Raw genomic sequence first — 22,182 nt, forward strand, 5'->3', positions numbered from 1 at the left:
TCCTGCGGAAGCAGGAATCTTTTTCAGAAGCTACAATACAACTTTTGATTTGAGGGCAACTATTCCAAAGCCTCAAATTTATACCCTTTTGCGCTAAAATGTGCCAGCACTTTCGGCAAGGCATATTGCATATTTTTTGAAGCCTTTACACTATCGTGAAATACAATAATGCTACCGTTAGTTGCTTTTGATAGTACATTGTCCATACATTCTTCTGGACTGACACTTTTTTTCCAATCAAAAGCTAAAACATCCCACATAATAATCTTGTAACCCATCTCAATTAGCTTTCTCCCTTGCTCACGTTTGATTTTGCCATAAGGCGGACGAAATAAATTTACGATTGGAGATTTACAATTTACGATTGCCTTATTGTGAATTTTGGGATTTAGTTTTTGGAATTTGGAGTTTAGTAAACCTTCAGCTATTTTAACATCCTCAAGGTAATCCTGAGTGTTAAACTTCCATCCCTTTAAATGGTGTTGCGTATGATTGCCAATTCGATGGCCGGCCTTTAAAACCTTTTGAAATATTTCGGGATACTTTTCAATATTAGCGCCAATGCAAAAGAATGTGGCTTTGGCATTATGCTTTTCCAATTCATCCAATACCCATCCGGTAATTTCAGGAGTGGGGCCATCGTCAAAAGTCAGGTAAAGTACCTTTTCAGAAGTCTCGATATCCCAAACATAGTTTGGAAATAATGATTTTACAACTTCTGGGGTCTTAACCGGAATTATGGTCATGGCAAGAAGCTATTCAGCAGGTTCAACGCTTCCACTATCGGCTGGTAAATCGGCATCCGTACGTGGCTCTACTTCCTCGTCTTCATCACCATAGAAATATTTAAACAACCTTAAATAGTTATTAAAAACTTCCCCTTCTTTTTGAGCGAACTCATCATCGTATTTTACGAGTACATCCAACAACCCCTTGTAGCGTTGAATGTCTGTATAGATTTCCTCAAACATGCGCTCTTGGTTTTCAACTTTGAGACTACTGTAATAAGTAAGGTTTTCTTGGTATTTTTTGCTGACATCCAGATACAGTGTCCTTGCTTTTTCCTTAGCACCTGCTTCATAATATGCCCCTACATAAGGTTCGAGCAAAGTGTAATATCCAAAATATTCAACAGGCATGTTTTTCATGGCTATATCCGCAATTTCTTCGGCCTTGTCAAGTTTGCCCTCGTTAATCAATTGTTCGGCCAGCCTAGCTAAATTACCTCTGTATGTAATGGAGTTCTTTCGGGTTTCGGTATCATGATAAATGTCCGGGCTACCGCTATTGCCCCAGTCCCAGCCTTTCACTTTTTCATACATTAAGTCAGAATCTACGCGTCCCATATCGAAAGGATTGGCGCGGTCTATCTCAGTCTTAATAGGCACTAACTTGTAACACATCCCGTCCAGTTGCAGATAATCCTTCATCCACAGATAGTCGTCGTCACCAAAACTGCCGCCTGTAAAATAAATAGGGCGCTTCCATTCATTGTTGGCCACTACGTCCAACATCAATAAACGGTTTTTGTACAAAGCGCCGCCAGATATTTCAATGTCAATATATGGCACTATTTTGTCTGCATCCTTGGGTTTTACAATTCCGCTATTAAGTGCATTTTCCTTGTTCACAGGAAGGCGCAAATGGCGTGTTGGCAAGTAGCTTGCATTCAAATCCTGACTTCGGATTCCTGAAATATCCACGCCTTGTTGTTGTAGAAGATACTTGTATTTAGTCCTTGGGTTATCACTGGATATAAAATTTAAAACCTCTTTCAGGTAAAGTGTGTCCGGGACAACTTCCTCCACAATGATATAGTCATTTGTACCATATTTATACAAATCATGAGTTAATTGTGATGGGATTGGATCACTTTCGTAAGCCCTGCGCTTCATTTGGTCTATGTACCAATCCGTTTGGAATAAACTAGTATTCACGATACGTACATCGGTGCGGTAACCCTCGATCTCTTGAGCGTACCACAGTGCAAAGGTGTCATTGTCACCGATGGTAAACAGAATGGCGTTTTCGGCACAGGAATCCAAATATTTTCGGGCCATCGCTTGAGCGGTATATTTTCCAGAACGGTCGTGGTCGTCCCAGTTGTTGGCTACCAAAATGCCAGGTACTAAAATCAAACAGGCTATAGAAACTATAGGTGCGGCCAATGTTTTAGACAAAGAATTTTTTAAGGCGTTATAAATCGCGTACACCCCAAACCCAATCCAAATGGCAAACACATAAAATGAACCCACCACAGAGTAATCCCGTTCGCGGGGTTCAAAAGGGCGCACATTGGTGTACACTTGAATGGCCAATCCTGTAAACAGAAAGAACACTAGCATTACCCAGAAGCGTTTTTTATCACTGTTTAATAAAAAGAACATGCCTATTAACCCTAAAATTAATGGCAGGAAATAATAGGTGTTTCGTGCTTTGTTGTTTTTTACATCACTAGGCAGATTATCTTGTGACATTCCCAAATGCCATTCATCAATGGGTTTGATACCACTGATCCAATTGCCGTGGTTGTCATATTTTCCTTGGATATCATCCTGTCTCCCCACAAAGTTCCACATAAAATAGCGCCAGTACATATATCCCAATTGGTATTCAAAAAGGTATTTGATATTGCTTGCCAAATCGGGCTTTTCGATATCGATATAACTTTTATAGCGCTTTAAAAAACTGTTGTAATCCTCGTAATCCACATTGCCCTGCATCACTTCGCCCCGAAAATCGGAAACTAGTTTGCGCAGTTCATTTTGCATTTGATATTCAGGTTTCAAACTAAAATTCAAATACCCCGTAAACATCATGTAGTTTTCGGCATGCTCTGCACTCCACATTCTCGGTAAAATAGAAGCGTGGTCTGAATTATAATTTTGCTTGGCGTCCTTATAATCGTTTACCACCACATATTCGCCCTTTTTCTCATCCTTTTCATATTTGGGTTTGTCATCAATGTAAGGATTATTTTCATCCAAATAGGCGTATTGATCGGTAAATTGAGGGCCATAAAACAGATGGGTTTCAGGGTATTGCTCCAAGTTGTAATAGGCCAAAAGTTCCCTGGCACTTGATGGATTATTTTCGTTCACCACCACATTGGCATTGGCTCGAATAGGCAACATCAACCAAGTTGAAAATCCAATAATTACGAAGGTTAAACAAAGAATACCGGTATTCAAATGCACATAATTCTTCTGTCGGGTATAGCGCAAGGCATAAAAAATAACTGCCACCAAAAACACCACGGCAATGATGGAACCAGAATTAAATGGCAATCCAATGCTATTCACAAAAAAGATTTCAAAAACACTGAAAATCTTTAAAATATTCGGTGCCAATAGTTTAAATACAAATAGCAAAATAGCCACCGAAACTACATTGGCGATAATAAAATTGGTAACCGTAACGGTTTTGTAATTCTTGAAGAAATAAATAAGACCAATTACAGGAATGGTCAACAAGCCCATAAAGTGTACGCCAAAAGATAGCCCTAAAATAAAGGCGATCAAAATCAACCAACGGTTGCCACGGGGTTTATCCATATCCTGTTCCCATCGCAAGGCCAGATAAAACAAACAGGACATAATCAAAGTGGCCATGGCATACACCTCAGTTTCTACGGCATTGAACCAAAACGAATCCGTAAAGGCAAATGCCAAACTGCCTACTAAACCACTGCCTAAAATGGCAATGCCTTGCCCTTTGGAAACCGTATTGTCTTTTGAAACTAATTTTTGTAGCAATATTGTAATGGTCCAAAACATAAACAAAATGGTAAAGGCACTAGCTACTCCACTCATCATATTCATCATTAAGCCTACCAATTCGCTGTTGCCAAAGGTAAAGGTGGAGAAAGATGCTCCCATCATTTGAAACAATGGTGCCCCTGGTGGGTGTCCCACCTGCAGTTTTGCCGAAGTTAAAATATACTCGCCCGCATCCCAAAAACTTACCGTCGGCTCAACCGTTAAACTGTAGGTTATTAGAGCAATTAAAAAAGAGAACCAGCCCAAAATGGTGTTCCATTTTTTAAAATTAAAATCCATCATCAAATATCTGTGTTTGTTTGCTGTGGCGAATTTAACAATAAATATGAAACAGCCGTAAATATTATACTGGCGTTAACATAAGTGATTTGGACGCTAATTCCACTAATTTGCACAAATGCTTAAACGTACGCTTTATATTGACTTTTTAAAGAAAACCGCATAAAAACCCTCAAGGGCTTATTTAAAATTGGTGAGAATTCGTGGAATTCGTGTCTGCAATTTTTTCCCAAAAATACTTGTTCAAATAAAACTTTGTGCTAAATTTGCACCTGCCTTTGCCGACAGGCAGGCCCGCATTGGCCTATGGTGTAACTGGCAACACGTCTGGTTTTGGTCCAGAAGAGTCTAGGTTCGAGCCCTAGTAGGCCAACAAGTTATTCAAAAGTCCTTACTTTAAGTGAGGACTTTTTTTATTTCGAGTGATTCCTGAAAGGAATTTTGCCAATACGTTGGGCGTTACCCACAAGGGGTCGGGCTTTCCGTTCCAATTCCTCGCTACGCCTTTGGGCTCCGCTGTGGGATTTCCACTGCAATCCCTAACGCAAATCCGCTAAGCACATTACCTGTTCAAAGTTTATTTATATGTTGCAGACCATTACGCCTCAGCGCCTTCGCGAGAAAAAATCAAATCCGAAACGTCATCACAGGTCGCCTAGCATGGTTCACCAAATCCTCACTGATACTCCCATTAAAAAAATGGGAAATCCCACGTCTGCCATGCGTGCTCATCCCAATCAAATCCGCATTTATAGACTGCGAAAAATTCATCACTCCCTCCTCAATCGTTTTGTCGTTATAAACATGAATCGTACAAAAATTATGGGTTACGCTGTCTAGAAACCCTTGAATACGGGCTTTGGCGTCCACAGTAGTCACAAATTTATTGGCCGTTACCACCATTAACAAGTGCATTTCGGCTTCAAATAATTTTGCAAACTCGGAGGCCTTTAAAAACGGCACTTTCGATTCTTCCTTAAAATCAGAGGCAAACACAAAATTATCAACCTTAAATTCCGTATGGCGTTTTTTCACCACCAAAACAGGCACATCAGCTGTGCGTACCACCTTTTCAGTATTGGAACCAATCAGCAGTTCCTTAAATCCACTCGTACCATGCGACCCCATAATCACCAAATCAATATTGTGTTTTTTGCACACCTGGTTGATGGCTTTAAAGGTGTCGTGGAACTCAACAGTATCGTGTACAGTAAGACCTTCCAAATAATCCCGTGTTTTTAATTCCTCAAACTTTTTATGTGCCAATTTCATAAAGAATACGGCCTCGGGTAAATCGTTATAACCTTTGATGGGGTCAATTTCGTGGAGAGGCAAATCCAAAACATTCAAAAGAAAGATTTCGCAATTGTGCTTTCTGGCCAGCTGGGAGGCCACTTCAAGGGCTTTTTCGGCCTGTTCGGAAAAATCGGTTGGGACTAGTATTTTTTTCATGATGGGGAGGTTTAGCTATTAACTCGATTTTATCATTTCTTGTAGAAAGAGAAAGTTGTTTGAGTTCTTATAAAATTAGGCATAAATTCTTTAAAAATCAATTTAATATCTTATATTTGCGCCGTTGAAAAGGCGAAATTAATTATGAGGGGACGGAAAGTCCCCTCTTTTTATACTTAAAATGTTTAAGGAAAGCGTACAGGAGTTGTTGGAAAATGCGTTGGAAGAACGTCCAGATTTGTTCTTGATTGATTTTGAGGTAAATGAAGCGAACCATATCAAAGTGATTTTGGATGGCGACAATGGTGTTTTGGTGGAAGATTGCATGTTTGTAAGCCGTGCCATTGAACATAATCTGGATAGAGAGGCGCAGGATTTTTCACTGGAGGTGATGTCGGCTGGGGCCACTTCCCCATTGGTCAATAAAAGACAGTATAAAAGGCATATCAGCCGAACCTTGAAGGTGAAAACAGCCACCGAGAAACTAGAGGGCGTTTTGGCCGAAGCCACAGAGGATAAGATTCTTATAGAATGGAAGGCCAGAGAGCCAAAACCCGTTGGAAAGGGCAAGGTGACCGTAAAAAAGCAAGCCAATGTGGCTTACGAGGACATTGTAGAAGCAAAAGTTATGATTAAATTTTAATTCAAGTAGAGTTATGGAGAATGTTGCGTTAATTGAATCTTTTTCGGAATTCAAAGACGATAAACTAATCGACCGTGTTACGCTGATGGCGATTTTAGAAGATGTTTTTAGAAGCGCCTTAAAACGAAAGTTTGGGGATGACGACAATTTTGATATCATTGTTAACCCAGACAAAGGAGATTTAGAAATTTGGAGAAACCGTATCGTGGTTGCCGATGGTGAGGTGGAAGACGAAAACCAAGAGATATCCTTGAGTGATGCTAGGAAGATTGAACCTGATTTTGAGGTTGGTGAGGATGTGTCTGAAGAAGTAAAATTAGTGGATTTGGGAAGACGTGCTATTTTAGCCTTGCGCCAAAACCTAATTTCTAAGATTCATGAGCACGACAACACCATCATCTACAAGCAATTTAAAGATTTAGTCGGCGAAATTTATACTGCTGAGGTGCACCATATTCGTCACCGTGCTGTCATTTTATTGGATGATGAAGGCAACGAAATTGTATTGCCAAAAGACAGACAAATTCCTTCGGATTTCTTTAGAAAAGGCGATAACGTTAGAGGTGTTATTGATACGGTTGAGCTTAAAGGCGCAAAACCGACGATTATCATGTCCAGAAGCTCCCCCGTATTTTTGGAGAAGCTTTTTGAACAGGAAATTCCAGAGGTATTTGACGGATTGATTACGATCAAAAAAGTAGTGAGAATCCCAGGTGAAAAAGCAAAAGTAGCAGTGGACTCCTACGATGATAGAATTGACCCGGTTGGTGCCTGTGTGGGTATGAAAGGTTCAAGGATTCATGGGATTGTACGCGAATTAGGCAATGAAAATATTGATGTAATCAACTATACTAACAACTTACAACTGTTCATCACAAGAGCATTGAGTCCAGCACGTGTCACGTCTATCAAAATTGACGAAGAAAGCAAACGTGCCGAAGTGATTTTAAAGCCAGAGGAAGTCAGTAAGGCTATTGGTAGAGGTGGTCACAATATCCGTTTGGCAGGTCAATTAACTGGTTACGAAATAGATGTATTTAGAGAAGGTGCTGAAGAAGATGTTGAACTAAGCGAATTCTCTGATGAAATAGAAGAGTGGATTATCGCCGAATTCAGTAAAGCGGGGTACGATACCGCAAAAAGTGTTTTGGAGCAGGACGTTACAGATTTGGTTAAGCGCACTGATTTAGAAGAAGAAACAATAAACGATGTTGTTAGAATTCTTAAGGAAGAATTCGAGGACTAATACCAATTACTGTTAGCAAAATAGGTATTAAATAATATATTTGGGATTTTAAAGGCAATTTATGGCTGAAACAATTAGATTAAATAAAGTTTTACGCGAACTGAACATTTCTTTAGACCGTGCTGTGGAATTTTTGGATTCCAAGGGCATTGAAATCGAAAAGCGTCCGACTACTAAAATCTCTGAGGACACGTACAACGTGCTTGCAGATGAATTTGAAACGGATGCCAATAAGAAAATAAGGTCTCAGAAAGTCAGTGAGGCAAAACTAAAGGAAAAGGAAGATTTGCGTATCAAGCGCGAGCAGGAATTGGAAGCAAAACAGAAGGCCCAGGAAGTTGCAGAGCAAGCGCAACAGGAAGAGGTCATCAAGGCATCCCCGTCCCTTTCTGGCCCTAAAACTGTAGGCAAAATTGATTTAAGCCCAAAAAAGGTTGAAGAGAAGCCAGTTGTCGAAGAAGTTGTAAAAGCTGAGCCGCCCAAAGTCGAGGCTAAAGCTGTCGTTGAAAAAACGAAGACTTCGGACAAAGTTGAGGTTGATAAGGAGGTTGCTGTTCCGGACGAAAAGGTAAAAACCCAATATCAAAAATTAACTGGGCCAAAGATTGCCGGCGATAAGATCGATTTATCAAAATTCAATAAGCCTAAAAAGAAGAAAGAGGAGAAAAAAGAAGGCGGTGCATCAGATTCTGGTGCAAATAAAAAGAAACGCCGTCGTATTAGTAAGGTAGGTCCTGGTCAAGGAGGAAACGGTCAAAGAGGTGGCAACCGCAACGACCGGGGAAAAGGAAAAGGACGCCGAAATATCGTAAAAGAAGAACCGTCTGAAGAAGATGTAAAAAAACAAGTGCGCGAAACACTTGAAAAACTTCAAGGTAAATCCTCAAAAGGAAAAGGAGCAAAATACCGCAGGGAAAAAAGAGACCAACACAGGGATCAAACCGAGAAGGAGCTACAGGCTGAAGCTGAAGAAAGTAAAATCCTCAAAGTAACCGAGTTTGTTACTGCAAGCGAGGTGGCTACGATGATGGACGTTGGCGTTACCGAAATTATTTCGGCATGCATGTCCCTTGGAATGATGGTAACCATGAACCAACGCTTGGATGCTGAAACTTTATCGATTGTAGCTGAGGAGTTTGGATATGAAGTTGAGTTCGTAACTGCTGATATTGAAGAATCTATAGAAGAAGTTGAGGACAAGCCAGAGGATTTAAAACCTCGTGCGCCGATTGTAACAGTAATGGGGCACGTAGATCATGGTAAAACATCGCTTCTGGATTATATCCGTGAAGAAAATGTAATCGCTGGTGAATCCGGTGGCATTACGCAGCATATTGGTGCCTATGGTGTTCAGTTGGATAGCGGACAAAAAATAGCATTCTTGGATACACCGGGTCACGAAGCCTTTACGGCGATGCGTGCACGTGGTGCCCAAGTTACTGACATTGCCATTATTGTAGCGGCAGCTGATGATGATATTATGCCACAGACCAAAGAAGCCATATCGCATGCGCAAGCTGCTGGTGTACCTATCGTATTTGCGATTAATAAAATTGATAAGCCAGATGCCAACCCTGAAAAAATCAAGGAAGGTTTGGCAAACATGAACTTATTGGTAGAAGATTGGGGTGGAAAAATACAGTCCCATGATATTTCTGCCAAGTTCGGTACTGGAGTTAAGGAATTATTGGAAAAGGTATTGCTTGAAGCAGAATTGCTGGAATTAAAAGCCAATCCCGATAAGCCAGCAGTAGGTACAGTAGTAGAAGCGTTTTTGGATAAAGGACGTGGTTACGTATCTACTATTTTGGTACAGGCAGGTACACTTCGCGTAGGCGATTATGTATTGGCAGGACAGCATAGTGGTAAAGTAAAGGCCATGCACGATGAGCGTGGTAATGATATTGAAGCCGCTGGCCCATCAACACCAGTATCCATTCTAGGTTTGGACGGTGCACCTCAAGCAGGTGATAAATTTAATGTATTTGAAGATGAGCGTGAGGCCAAGCAAATTGCGTCCAAACGTTCTCAATTGCAACGTGAGCAATCCGTAAGAACGCAACGCCACATTACTCTTGATGAAATCGGTCGTCGAATTGCATTGGGTGATTTCCAAGAGTTGAATATTATCCTTAAAGGTGACGTGGATGGCTCTGTCGAGGCATTGACGGATTCTTTCCAGAAATTATCTACAGAAGAAATCCAAGTAAATATTCTTCATAAGGGTGTTGGTGCGATTACAGAAAGTGATGTGCTCTTAGCTTCTGCTTCGGATGCGATTATAGTAGGATTTAATGTGCGCCCTGTTGGAAACGCAAGGGATATTGCAGACAAGGAGGAAATCGATATTAGAACCTACTCCATCATTTACGATGCGATTAACGACTTGAAGGATGCTATGGAAGGTATGTTGTCTCCTGAATTGAAAGAGGAGGTAACAGGTACCGCGGAAATCAGGGAAATATTTAAAGTGTCCAAAGTTGGAAGCATTGCTGGATGTATGGTCACTAGTGGCAAGATTTTCAGAAACTCTGGAGTGCGCATCATACGTGACGGCGTTGTTGTATTTACAGGAGAGCTTGCTTCCTTAAAGCGATTTAAGGACGATGTGAAAGAAGTCTCGAAAGGTTACGACTGCGGTATGCAAGTAAAGAATTATAACGATATTAAAGAAGGTGACATTATTGAAGCCTTCCATGAAGTTGAGGTAAAAAAGACACTGAAATAGCAATTCAGTACAAAACCTAATAAATTAAAAAAGCATCTATTTCTTGAATAGATGCTTTTTTGTTGCCTTCATATTGATAGTAACTTATAGGATTAGTCATAAAGATCAACTACTAAGAAATAAGAAGAAATTCAGAAATAATGCTTTACGCGATATTAAAAGTTTGAAGATTCAACAGAATAATGTTAAAAACACTACTGAAAGAGAGTAATAGCCGAGAAATGAATGAACTTTTTGTACTTTTAATATGGTAAAGTCATATAACTATGATTCGATTATTTTTCATGCTTGGTGTAGTATACTTTTTAAGTATTACCAATATTTATTCACAGGATAGTTATGTTACACTACTTGATTCTATTACGGGCATTGAAACTTCTGGATTATATAATGGTCCAAGATATTATGAGCTTTACAAGAATACCAATACGAATACTATATATTTTAAATCAACAGATTTTGTTGAAGGTTCAGTTATATATGATAATCAACCTTACTTCAATACAAAATTAAAGTTTAACCTAAATGAAGACCTATTGATATGTAAGCCAGAGGGAGATAAAAGTTTTTTTAGCTTTATACTAATTCCAGAAAAAATCAAAGAGTTTACTCTAAAGAATCATAAATTCGTTAGACTTAAAAATAATGAAATACTAGAGCCTTTTTATGCAAATGGTTTTTTTGAAGCTGCTTATTCTGGAGAAAAGTTGACTCTTTATACCAAACATCAAAAGTCCATAAAGACGATGCTGAATAAGAAAAATGTGTCTTATAAATTTTTATTCAATAACACCTATTTTCTGCATTTTAAAAATCAATATTATAAAATAAAATCGGCTAAATCTATTAGAAAGGTTTTACCTGAAATAAATAGAGAAATCAAAGATTTTTTTAAAGCATATAAAAAGCTAAATGCAGAAGATACTGATTTGTTTATGGTTAAACTGATAAACTATTTAGATAAAAATTTAGTCAACGCTAAGACATAAAGGGAACTTATTAGTGTTGATGTCGCTTTTTAAAAGTGAGGTAACACTTAGGGCATTTTAAATGAAATATTAAAAATGAAGAAATTAATTTTAAGTTGTTTGTTCTTTTTTAGTTTTCAATGTATGTTTTGCCAAACAAATCAATCTATTTCTATAGAATTTAAGGGATTGACACAAAAGCAGGCTCTGCTTAAATTAGAAAGTATAATTGACTTCACCTTTTATTTTCAAGACGATTGGTTTGATGATTCAAAAATTGTAAGTGGCACTTATAGCGACACATCTCTTGAAACAGTTTTAAATGACATTTTTAAAAACACAACAATAAACTATTTTATTTTTGAGGATAAAATTGTATTAACCAATAATAGTGTGGTTTATGATACCCTTCCCGAAAATTATTTTAACGAAGACACTCTTTCTGTTTTTAAGCCCGATAAAAAGCCTATTTTTTATAATGATTACACAATTAAGGATGCCAACAAGAACTCTAGTACTTTAATTATTGGCAAACAAAATAAAAACTCAAGCCAAACTACTTTTCGCCTCTTAGGGGTTATAAAAGATGAAAACTCTAATACCCCTATTGAGAATATGGTTATTTCTATTAGAGGTAGTAATAGCAATACAACCACCAATAACAAAGGATTTTTTACTCTTGAAGTGCCTGCAGGTTTAGTTATTTTAGAAACAAAGTTATTTGGTTACGAAGACATTCAGAAAGAGGTTTTAGTTTATGGCAATGGATCAATAAATCTAAGTGCTTCAGAAAGTGCGCAACAGCTTGAAGAAGTAAATATTGAAGCTAATGCCAATCAAAACGTAAAAGACGTAGTTGTAGGCCTAACAAAAATTAATACAGAAGGAATTAAAAATATACCTGTTGTACTTGGAGAAAGAAATATTTTAAAAGTTGCAACGACTTTGCCAGGGATTAAAACTGTAGGAGAAGGTGCAAGTGGATACAATGTTAGAGGTGGAAGAGCCGATCAGAATTTAATATTACTTGATGATGCGGTGCTCTATACACCTTCACATTTTTTAGGGTTTTTCTCTGCACTTAATCCTTTTACAACTGGTAGTGCAGATATTTATAAAGGAAGTATTCCCGTAGAATTTGGAGGGAGAATTTCCTCTGTATTTGATATAAAAACCAAAGATGGAAATCAAGAAAAGTTAACCGGTGAAGGTTCTATAGGCCCAATAACGGCAAATCTTAGTATAGAAACACCAGTTGTAAAAAATAAATCATCCTTAGTTTTGGGTGTTAGGTCTACTTATTCGCAGTGGATTTTAAAATCTCTTGATGAAGAATCATTAAAAAATAGTCAAGCTTCTTTTTATGATGGAGTTTTAAAATATAACCATAAAATAAATGAAAAGAATAACATTCAATCTACACTGTACTATAGTAATGATGTATTCAGTATTACTTCAGATTCAATATTTAGTTACAATAATTTATTAGCATCAGTTAAATGGAATCATAGTTTTAATGCAAAGAATAAAGCTGAATTAATTGCAGTAAATAGCCAATATAAATACGGCATTGAATTTGAAGGAAACGCTAACTCCAATTTTGATTTCGATTATACTATAAATGAGGCGCAAATCAAACTAAAAATGAGATACTTGCATAGTAAAAAACATAAATTTGACTATGGAATTAGCAGTAAACTATACAGAATAGACCCTGGAAATATAAGTCCACTAGGGAGTAATTCTATCGTTGAAACCAGAAGTATAAATCAAGAAAAGGGCCTAGAATCTGCAATATACATATCAGATTTATTTGAAGTAAATGACAAATTGCTTCTAGATTTCGGCTTGAGATATTCAGTTTTTTCTGCACTTGGAGAGCGTACTCAGAATATCTATGAAACAAATGGTCCAAAAAATGCTTCAACAGTTATAGAAACACGAGATTTTGGCAATAATGAAACGATAAAAACGTATGGTGGCCCAGAGTTAAGGTTGTCATTAAGATATTTTCTCTCGCCAGATATTTCGGTTAAAGCTAGTTACAATAAAACAATTCAATATTTACACCTGTTATCAAGTAACACCACAATTTCGCCTACAGATATTTGGAAATTATCAGATTTGAATATTGAACCACAAAGAGCAGATCAACTTGCACTGGGTCTTTATAAAAATTTTAAGGATAATAGCTTTGAAGTCAGTATTGAAGGTTATTACAAAAGAATGAGTAGTCTTCTGGATTATAAAGTTGGTGCAGAACTTTTACTAAACGAAAACATAGAGCAAGAAGTTTTACAAGGAGAAGGCAAGGCGTATGGCGCAGAGGTTTTAATAAAAAAAGACAAAGGTAAACTTAATGGTTGGCTAGGGTACACTTATTCTAGGGCATTTGTAAAACTAGATAGTGCTATTCTTCAAGAGCGCGTTAATAATGGTGAATTTTTTCCGGCAAATTTTGATAAGCCACATGATTTTAGCCTAATTGCGAATTATAAACTTACTCAACGCTATAGTATATCTACAAATTTTACTTACCAAACGGGAAGACCAATAACGTATCCTGTTGGTAAATTTATTTATGCAGGAGAAGAGCAAGTACTATACAGTGATAGAAATCAATTTCGTATTCCAGACTATTACCGTTTAGACTTAGGAATAAACATAGAAGGCAATCACAAAATAAAAAAATTGGCACATAGCTTCTGGAATATATCGGTATATAATGTTTTAGGTAGAAATAATCCTTACTCTGTATTCTTTGTGTCAGAAAACGGAGAAGTTCAAGCTTACAAAACATCAATTTTTTCAATTCCTGTTCCAACTATAACCTATAATTTTAAATTCTAATTATGAAAACAATAGCTAGACATAGAATTGTTTGTTTTATTGTTTTTATAGGGGTTTTAAGCTGTATAGAGCCTTTTGAAATTGAATCAAGAACTTTTGAAGATGCTTTGGTTATTGAAGGCACTATCACAAACGAAATGAAACACCAAGAAATAAAAATTTCTAGGACATTTTTACTTAACGAAAACGAGCCTGCTATCGAAAATAATGCTCAGGTTAGCGTTGTAGATAGTCAACAAAACACATATGTGTTTTCTCAAAATTCATCGGGTACTTATATTTCAAATACACCTTTTAGGGCATTAAATAATACTACATATAAACTTTTTATATCAACAACCGATGGGAGGCAATATGAGTCTCAGAATGTTGAATTAACACCAACCTCTGAAATAACTAGGTTATATGCTGAATTTGATTCTTTGAATGATAATGTAAAAGTTTTTGTTGATAATGATAATGCAAATAACGAAGCGCAGTTTTTTAGATACGAATATGAAGAAACGTATAAGATAATAGCCCCTAAATTTGAGCCTACTTTTAATGTTGAAATAATAAATTTAGATACAAGTGAAGATCTTGAAATATTGCTGACTTATGATATGATTTTAGTCCCCAAAACAGAAGAACAACAGGGACTAAAAATATGTTATACCACTATGGAATCAATTGGTATAAGGCAAACATCTACAAGTGATTTTGATGATAATATCGTTTTTAGGTTCCCTGTTAGAATTATTGATAAAGATGATAGTGTGCTAAGAGAAAGATATAGCATACTTGTAAAGCAATATGTTCAAAGTTTAGAATCTTATACATTTTATAAGATAATTAATGAATTAGGAGGTATTGAGAGCTTGCTCTCAGAAAATCAGCCTGGGTTTGTGTCGGGGAATATATTATCACTAAATAGTAGTACTGAAAAAGTTTTAGGCTTTTTTGAGGCTGCAACAGTATCATCAAAAAGGATTTATTTTAATTATACTGATTTTAACTTATCCAGACCAGAGTATTTTTACGATTGCGAATATAGTGCTGATCCTAGAAATCAAAACCATCTTAGATTTGATTATAGAATTACAGGAGAAGTTCCTGGTACTATTCCAGAGCGATTAATTTTATTTCAATTATTAACTGAGAGTAATTATAAATATTGGTCGGTAGAAGGCGACTTTATTTATTATATCGTTAGTCCCGAATGCGGAGATTGCACGTCTTTTTCATCTAATATAATACCAGATTTTTGGGAAGACTAATTATGATGAACATATTAAAAATAATAGTAGTATTTCTGTTATTAGGCTCAAGCACCTCGATGCAAAGTCAGATAAAAAAATCTCAATTAACCGAGGCGTTTAATACGTCTGTGCCACAAGAAAAGACTATAATACAGACAAATACCGACTTGTTGCTAACGGGTGAGTATTTGTATTACAAGATATATTGCTTAAATAAAAATGATGGTGCTTATAGCAAGATTAGTAAACTGGCTTATGTGGAATTAGTTGGGGCCAATAGCACTATTATTTTTAAACATAAACTTAAATTAGAAAATAGTAGTGCTCAAGGAGATTTTTTTATTCCCTCTACTGTTTTAACAGGAAATTACAAACTTCTTGTTTACACCAATTGGAGTAAAAATAAAGCTTATAATAGTTTTTATGAACACGATATATACATCTTAAACCCGTTTACAACTGAGACTCAAAAAATAGCATCTAGCAAAGCTAAAATTAATACAGTATTAGTTAAACAAAGTAATTCTGCAAATGATACTTTAAATGATTTGCAAGAATTAAAGCTGTCAACAAATAAACCAGTCTATTCTACTCGTGAAAAAGGAACAATTATTCTCACAAGTGATAATTATAAAAAATATAGAGGTAGTTATTCGTTATCAATTAGAAAACTAGATTCAATTCATATTATAAGAGATTTTACATCAAAATCTAATAACATCAAAAAACAAGGGGATACCTTTTATTTACCAGAAATAAGAGGAGAAATAATTTCAGGAAAGATAAAAGGAGTAAATGGGGCTTCAATAGAGAATATATCTGTGGCTTTGTCTATACCCGGTAAGGATTATGTTTTTAAATTAGTGCAGACTAATAGCCAAGGGCAGTTTTTCTTTAATATTAGTGAAAATTATGACACAAGTACAGCAGTTATTCAAGTTCAAGAAGCAAATAAACAACACTATGAATTAGTAATTGATAAAAAAGAAATGAATGATTTTAGCCGTTTAAACTTTAGCGCACTGGAGTTAAATCCAGATATCAAACCTTGGTTAGAGTTACGTAGCGTTAGAAGTCAAATAGAGAATGCTTATTATAATGTAAAATCAGATAGTGTTTTTCAAACTAATTACAATCTTGAACCATTTTTTTACCCGATAGCTACTACCTATGTTTTAGACGAATACACTCGGTTTAATTCAGTAAAAGAAACTTTTGTTGAGATTATTAATACAGCTAGTTTAATAAAGAAAGATGGGAAGTATAAGTTTATGTTCAGTAACAGTGAAAACAGTGAAACAATTGATGTTTCCAATTTAACCCCGCTAATTTTAGTAGATGGTTTATTAATTCATGACAATGAAGAAATAGTAAGTTATAACCCAAAAAATATTGAAAGTATAAGTGTAGTAAATAGGAATTATATTTATGGCTCAAAACTTTTTGGAGGTATAATTGCATTCGCAACTAAGAAGGGAGATTTTAAAAATTTCAAAAATAGTAAGCCTTTCAAAATGTTTGAACTAAAAAGGCCACTTAATAACAAACGTTATTTTATGCCCAACTACGATAAAAAATTAGAGCGTATTCCTGATTTTAGGAATCAATTATTATGGGCTCCAAATATTCAATTGAATGAAGATGAAGTAATTGTGGATTTTTTTACTTCTGATAACATTGGAAAATATGAAGTAAAACTAGAAGGTTATACAACAGAAGGTGCTTATGTCTTAAATACTAAAAGTATTACTGTTTTGAACAAATAAATTATTCAATTAAGAATGATGTTAATTCTTTAAAGTAAAAAGCATATAAGAGCTGATATTATCGAAGCCTTCCATGAAGTTGAGGTGAAGAAGACCTTGAAATAATTAGGTTTCAATATTATAAGAGAAAAGCGAACCATTCGGTTCACTTTTTTTATACGGAATAGTGTCAGTTTTACTTCTTTTTCTTCGGCTTAAAGATAAATGCACTTGAAAAGGTTCGCTTTATTTTTTGAAGAGCTCTATCAGCCTCCAAGCGCGTGCTAAAATTACCGGCCCAAACTTTAAAATTTGGGGTTTCATAATGCATTACTGGGCGCCACTGTGTAAAAGTATTGGCAAATTCTTCTTGAGCAGAAGCCGCGCCAGAACGATTGCCCGAATAAATCTGAATTTTATAGCGTCTTGAATCCGTTTCGTCGCGATTCATTTCCTTTTTAATATCCAAAAGCTTCGTGATTTTTTCATCTTGATTGATGGTCACGTTGCCTTCCTGAGTGAAACCATAAAAGGATAGAAAAAAGACACTAAAAGTGATGATATAGGTAGTTTTTAAATTGAATAAGTCCATTTTTAATTATATTTATGCAAATGTAAAAGTTATAAACTGAATTACTTGCGAATTTATTATTTAGAATCTCTCTAAATTAGGGTTTAACGAAGCGTTAACATTTTGGGAATCGACATTAAATATTACTTTTGCCTGAGTTTTATAACTGTGTTTTTTCTACCTTTTCCAATGAAAAAACCGTACCAAAAGTTTAGAAGTTAATATAACCAACAATATGAAACAGGTGATTCACCGTAGATTAAGCAACATTGTTCTTCATTTTGGCTTAATTGTATTATTAGCGTTTACTACATCGATTTCGGCTCAGGAAGGAGACCCAGCAAAAGGAAAATCTTTATTTAATGCGAATTGTGCCGCTTGTCACCAATTGGACAAGAAGATGACAGGGCCTGCATTACGTAATGTTGAGGCCAGATTGTCAGAAGAGCAAGGCTTGGACAGGGATTGGATTTATGCTTGGATTAGAAATAGTGCCGGGGTTATCAAATCTGGTGACGCTTATGCCAATAAAATCTACAATGAGTACGGTGGTGCGGCGATGACGGCCTTTCCTCAATTGTCAGACGAGGATTTAAACAATATTTTGGCTTACACTGCCGAAGAGAAGAAAGTCCCTGAAGTGGCAGTTGCCCAAACTACCGGTCCTAGTGGAGGGGAGTCCTCAGGAGGTATTTCCAATGAAATTATCCTTGGTGCCTTAGCTATTCTATTTATTCTTTTGGCACTTGGACTATATCTGGTAAATAAAACGTTACGTCGCTTTGCTACTGCTCAGGGTGTCGAATTACCGGCGTCCTCATCAAGAACGCCATTATGGAAAGCTTTTGTGCAAAACCAATTTTTAATGTTGGTTATGGCTATTTTCTTTTTGTTGGCCAGTGCATATTTTGCTTACGGCTACTTTATGCAGATTGGTGTGGACCAAGGGTATCAGCCCGTGCAACCGATTCATTTTTCACATAAAATTCATGCTGGCGATAATGGCATCGATTGTAAGTATTGCCACTCCTCTGCAAGAGTAAGCAAGCATTCGGGAATTCCTTCGTTAAATATATGTATGAATTGTCATAAGTCGATTTATGAGTACAATGGCGAAACCTCTGTGGAATACTCTAAGGATTTTTATGATGGTGAAATCAAAAAATTATACGCAGCGGCCGGATGGAATGATGCTGAGCAAAAATATACTGGAGACTCACAACCGGTAAAATGGGTTCGTATCCACAATTTACCTGATTTTGCCTACTTCAATCACTCACAGCACGTTACAGTTGCTGGTGTGGAATGTCAAACCTGTCACGGTCCTGTTGAGGAAATGGAGATTTTATATCAATATTCACCTCTAACCATGGGATGGTGTATCAACTGTCATAGAGAAACCAATGTTGATGTAAAAGACAACGGCTATTACGAGAAGATTCACGAAGAACTTTCCAAAAAGTATGGCGTTGACCAGTTAACGGCGGCGCAAATGGGAGGCCTGGAATGTGGTAAATGCCACTATTAATCAATTTAATAAGAAGTAATTCATATATCATATGTCATCAAACAAGAAATACTGGAAAAGTGTTGAAGAGCTAAAAGATAGCTCTATTGTTGAGACGCTAAAGCACAACGAATTTGTAGAAGAGATTCCTACCGATGAATTTTTGGGGGATAAGGAAACTTTGGAAGCTACTTCTACTTCACGTCGTGATTTCTTAAAATATGTTGGTTTTACGACAGCGGCCGCTTCTTTGGCTGCCTGTGAAGGCCCAGTGAAGAAATCTATTCCTTATGTGGTGCAACCAACGGAAATTATTCCTGGTGTTGCTAACTACTATGCGACTACCATCGCTGATGGTTACGATTTTGCAAGTGTTTTGGTAAAAACCCGTGAGGGACGTCCTATTAAGATTGAAAATAACACGATGGCTGGTAGTGGTGCCAATGCCAGAGTGAATGCTTCGGTTTTAGGTTTGTATGATAGCCTTAGGGTTATGGGGCCTAAGAAGGGAGGCGAATCTATTTCTTGGGATGATTTTGATGCTGAAACTTCAAAGGCTTTAACGGATATTGCAGCGGCAAATCAACCTATTGTGTTGTTGACGCAAACTTTTGCAAGTCCATCCACAGATAAATTGGTGGCTGAGTTTACTGAAAAATATGGAAATGTAAATCATGTCCAATACGATGCGATTTCAGAATCTTCAGCTTTGGATGCCTACCAAGCAAAATACGGAGAAAGAGGCCTAGCGAATTACGATTTTTCCAAGGCGATGACCATCGTTTCTGTTGGTGCAGACTTCCTTGGGGATTGGCAAGGTGGTGGCTTTGATTCTGGATATTCTAAAAATAGAATTCCCGATCACGGGAAAATGTCCCGCCATATTCAGTTTGAATCTAATATGTCCTTGACGGGGGCTAACGCGGATAAGCGTGTGCCATTAACGCCAAGCCAACAAAAACAAGCTTTAGCTAAATTATATAGCTTAGTTGTTGGTGGTGCGGTTTCAACGGATTTGCCTGAAGCTATAAACGAAGCGGTTCAAAAGGCGGCTTCAGCATTAAAGAAAGCAGGAAGCAAAGGTGTTTTGGTAACAGGTATTCAGGATGTGAATGCACAAACAGTCGCTTTGGAGATTAATGAGGCCTTGGGAAGTAAAGCATTCGACCCAAGCACGCCAATTAAAACACGTCAAGGTAACGATAAAGCAGTGGCAAAATTAGTGGCTGATATGAAAGAAGGAAAAGTTGGGGCTATCATCATGAGTGGTGTGAATCCTGCTTATACTTTGCCAAATTCGGCTGATTTCCTTGAAGGACTAGGAAAAACAAAATTGTCAGTGGCATTTTCTCTGAAAGAAGACGAAACTGCTACGGCATGTGATTATATCGCTGCAGCACCTCACTATTTAGAATCTTGGGGTGATGTGGAATTGAAAAAAGGACACTTTGGTTTAACACAGCCAACGATTCGTCCTTTGTTCGATACAAGACAATTTCAGGAAGCTTTATTAAAGTGGACTGGTAATGATAGTTCGTACCATAACTATATAAAGGAGGCTTGGGGAACGGATATTTTAGGCGGAAGCTCATTTAACAAAGCACTACACGATGGTATTTATGTTGGATTTATTGAGGTAGAAACTGATGCTGTTGCCGAGGAAACTCAAGACGAAGAAGCTGTTGAAGCGCCTTCCGGAAATGCAGCAAGGGCATTAGCTAAGTCTGCAAAATCTGAAGGTCTTGAATTGGTTTTATACGCCAAAACCGGTATGGGTGATGGCCAGCAAGCTAACAACCCATGGTTGCAAGAATTCCCAGATCCGATTACAAGAACGGCTTGGGATAACTATTTGACAGTATCCAATGCTGATGCTGATACATTAGGCTTGGAGAATACCCACGTGGCTAATGGCGCTTTAAACAGTAATTATGCGAAAGTAACCGTTAATGGTGTTTCAGTTACCGTACCTGTGATAATTCAACCTGGTCAGGCCAAAGGTTCCGTTGGATTGGCATTTGGGTATGGAAAGACCCAAGGCATGAAAGCAGAAATGCAAGTGGGTGTCAATGCCTATCCTTTATATCAAGATTTTAACAACGTACAAAATGTTACTGTTGAAGCAGTTGGTGGTGAGCATGAATTTGCTTGTGTCCAGTTGCACAATACCCTTATGGGACGTGGGGATATTGTTAAGGAAACGACATTAGAAATTTTCAATACTTACGATAGAGAAGACCACGAACATGGTTGGAACAAAGTACCAAAGGTGTCTTTGAACCACGAAGAAACTCCGGTAACTTCTCCTGAAGTTGATTTATGGGATGAGTTTGACCGTTCTATCGGACATCATTTTAATCTTTCTGTTGATTTGAATGCTTGTACAGGATGTGGTGCTTGTGTTATTGCATGTCATTCTGAAAATAACGTACCAGTAGTTGGTAAAACTGAAGTACGTCGTAGCCGTGATATGCACTGGTTGCGTATTGATAGATACTACTCTTCAGAGGAGTCATTCGAAGGAGATAACGAGAAGAAGGATAATATTTCCGGTTTAGGAAGCTCATTAAGTGAGTTTGGTGAAATGGAAAATGCAGCGGATAATCCTGAAGTGGCATTCCAACCAGTAATGTGTCAGCACTGTAACCATGCGCCTTGTGAAACGGTTTGTCCTGTTGCAGCAACGTCTCACGGTCGTCAAGGTCAAAACCACATGGCGTATAACCGTTGTGTAGGTACAAGATACTGTGCCAACAACTGTCCTTACAAAGTGCGTCGTTTCAACTGGTTCTTATATAACGGCAATGATGAATTTGATTACCACATGAATGACGACTTAGGCCGTATGGTATTGAATCCAGATGTTGTTGTACGTTCTCGTGGTGTGATGGAAAAATGTTCGATGTGTATTCAAAAGACACAGAAAACCATTTTGGATGCCAAACGCGACGGACGCCAGATTAAGGATGGAGAATTCCAAACTGCTTGTTCTGCAGCATGTAATAATGGTGCAATGGTGTTTGGAGATATCAATGATAAGGAAAGTAAAGTTGCAAAACTTAAGGAAGATAACCGTATGTATCACTTATTAGAAAGTGTGGGCACAAAACCAAACGTGATGTACCAAACCAAAGTGAGAAATACAACTGAAGCATAAATCTAATTAAAGAACAATT

General features: G+C 37.2%; 13 protein-coding genes and 1 tRNA gene. 10 read left to right on the plus strand and 4 right to left on the minus strand.

Translation table 11 applies throughout. The features are described from left to right. Window positions 1-59: 59 nt before the first annotated feature. On the minus strand, window positions 60-746 hold the full coding sequence (locus H7U19_RS00470; protein WP_186557876.1) for a polysaccharide deacetylase family protein: 687 nt from the start codon (window positions 744-746) through the stop codon (window positions 60-62). Between the two features lie 9 nt (window positions 747-755). Continuing rightward, the gene (locus tag H7U19_RS00475) at window positions 756-4,061 is read right to left on the minus strand and encodes a DUF2723 domain-containing protein (protein ID WP_186557877.1); all 3,306 of its coding nucleotides are present in this window, start codon (window positions 4,059-4,061) and stop codon (window positions 756-758) included. 297 nt (window positions 4,062-4,358) lie between these two features. Here H7U19_RS00475 and H7U19_RS00480 point away from each other — a divergent pair. Further along, window positions 4,359-4,431: transfer RNA gene (locus tag H7U19_RS00480), tRNA-Gln, on the plus strand. 254 nt (window positions 4,432-4,685) lie between these two features. On the opposite strand, the gene H7U19_RS00485 is transcribed toward H7U19_RS00480, so the two are convergent. Then, window positions 4,686-5,510 carry a universal stress protein gene (locus H7U19_RS00485; RefSeq protein WP_186557878.1) on the minus strand — a complete coding sequence of 275 codons (825 nt, stop codon included), beginning with the start codon at window positions 5,508-5,510 and terminating at the stop codon, window positions 4,686-4,688. A 181-nt stretch (window positions 5,511-5,691) separates the two neighbouring features. Here H7U19_RS00485 and rimP point away from each other — a divergent pair, with 181 nt between their 5' ends. The 7 genes from rimP (at window position 5,692) to H7U19_RS00520 (ending at window position 16,949) form a co-directional block, all read left to right on the plus strand. Continuing rightward, on the plus strand, window positions 5,692-6,153 hold the full coding sequence (gene rimP / locus H7U19_RS00490; RefSeq protein WP_186557879.1) for a ribosome assembly cofactor RimP: 462 nt from the start codon (window positions 5,692-5,694) through the stop codon (window positions 6,151-6,153). Between the two features lie 13 nt (window positions 6,154-6,166). Continuing rightward, window positions 6,167-7,399 carry a transcription termination factor NusA gene (nusA, locus tag H7U19_RS00495; protein ID WP_186557880.1) on the plus strand — a complete coding sequence of 411 codons (1,233 nt, stop codon included), beginning with the start codon at window positions 6,167-6,169 and terminating at the stop codon, window positions 7,397-7,399. A 61-nt stretch (window positions 7,400-7,460) separates the two neighbouring features. Then, window positions 7,461-10,127 (plus strand): translation initiation factor IF-2, encoded by a 2,667-nt coding sequence (gene infB, locus H7U19_RS00500; protein WP_186557881.1) that lies wholly within the window; start codon window positions 7,461-7,463, stop codon window positions 10,125-10,127. A 266-nt stretch (window positions 10,128-10,393) separates the two neighbouring features. Next, complete coding sequence (locus tag H7U19_RS00505) at window positions 10,394-11,116, plus strand: hypothetical protein (RefSeq protein ID WP_186557882.1); 723 nt, start codon at window positions 10,394-10,396, stop codon at window positions 11,114-11,116. 75 nt (window positions 11,117-11,191) lie between these two features. Next, entirely contained in the window at window positions 11,192-13,945 is a 2,754-nt protein-coding gene (locus H7U19_RS00510) for a TonB-dependent receptor (protein ID WP_186557883.1), read from the plus strand. 2 nt (window positions 13,946-13,947) lie between these two features. Continuing rightward, complete coding sequence (locus H7U19_RS00515; RefSeq protein ID WP_186557884.1) at window positions 13,948-15,201, plus strand: DUF4249 domain-containing protein; 1,254 nt, start codon at window positions 13,948-13,950, stop codon at window positions 15,199-15,201. A gap of 2 nt (window positions 15,202-15,203) precedes the next feature. After that, complete coding sequence (locus H7U19_RS00520; RefSeq protein ID WP_186557885.1) at window positions 15,204-16,949, plus strand: hypothetical protein; 1,746 nt, start codon at window positions 15,204-15,206, stop codon at window positions 16,947-16,949. A gap of 175 nt (window positions 16,950-17,124) precedes the next feature. On the opposite strand, the gene H7U19_RS00525 is transcribed toward H7U19_RS00520, so the two are convergent. Then, entirely contained in the window at window positions 17,125-17,520 is a 396-nt protein-coding gene (locus H7U19_RS00525) for an SPOR domain-containing protein (protein ID WP_186557886.1), read from the minus strand. A gap of 214 nt (window positions 17,521-17,734) precedes the next feature. On the opposite strand from H7U19_RS00525, the gene H7U19_RS00530 reads away from it, so the two are divergent. Together H7U19_RS00530 and H7U19_RS00535 are read left to right on the plus strand one after the other, a co-directional pair. Further along, window positions 17,735-19,027, plus strand: coding sequence for a cytochrome c3 family protein (locus H7U19_RS00530; RefSeq protein WP_186557887.1), 1,293 nt, complete (start codon window positions 17,735-17,737; stop codon window positions 19,025-19,027). Window positions 19,028-19,058: 31 nt separating this feature from the next. Further along, the gene (locus H7U19_RS00535; RefSeq protein ID WP_186557888.1) at window positions 19,059-22,163 is read left to right on the plus strand and encodes a TAT-variant-translocated molybdopterin oxidoreductase; all 3,105 of its coding nucleotides are present in this window, start codon (window positions 19,059-19,061) and stop codon (window positions 22,161-22,163) included. Window positions 22,164-22,182: the final 19 nt, after the last annotated feature.

This window comes from Hyunsoonleella aquatilis (assembly GCF_014270105.1).
Taxonomy (GTDB): Bacteria; Bacteroidota; Bacteroidia; order Flavobacteriales; family Flavobacteriaceae; genus Jejuia; species Jejuia aquatilis.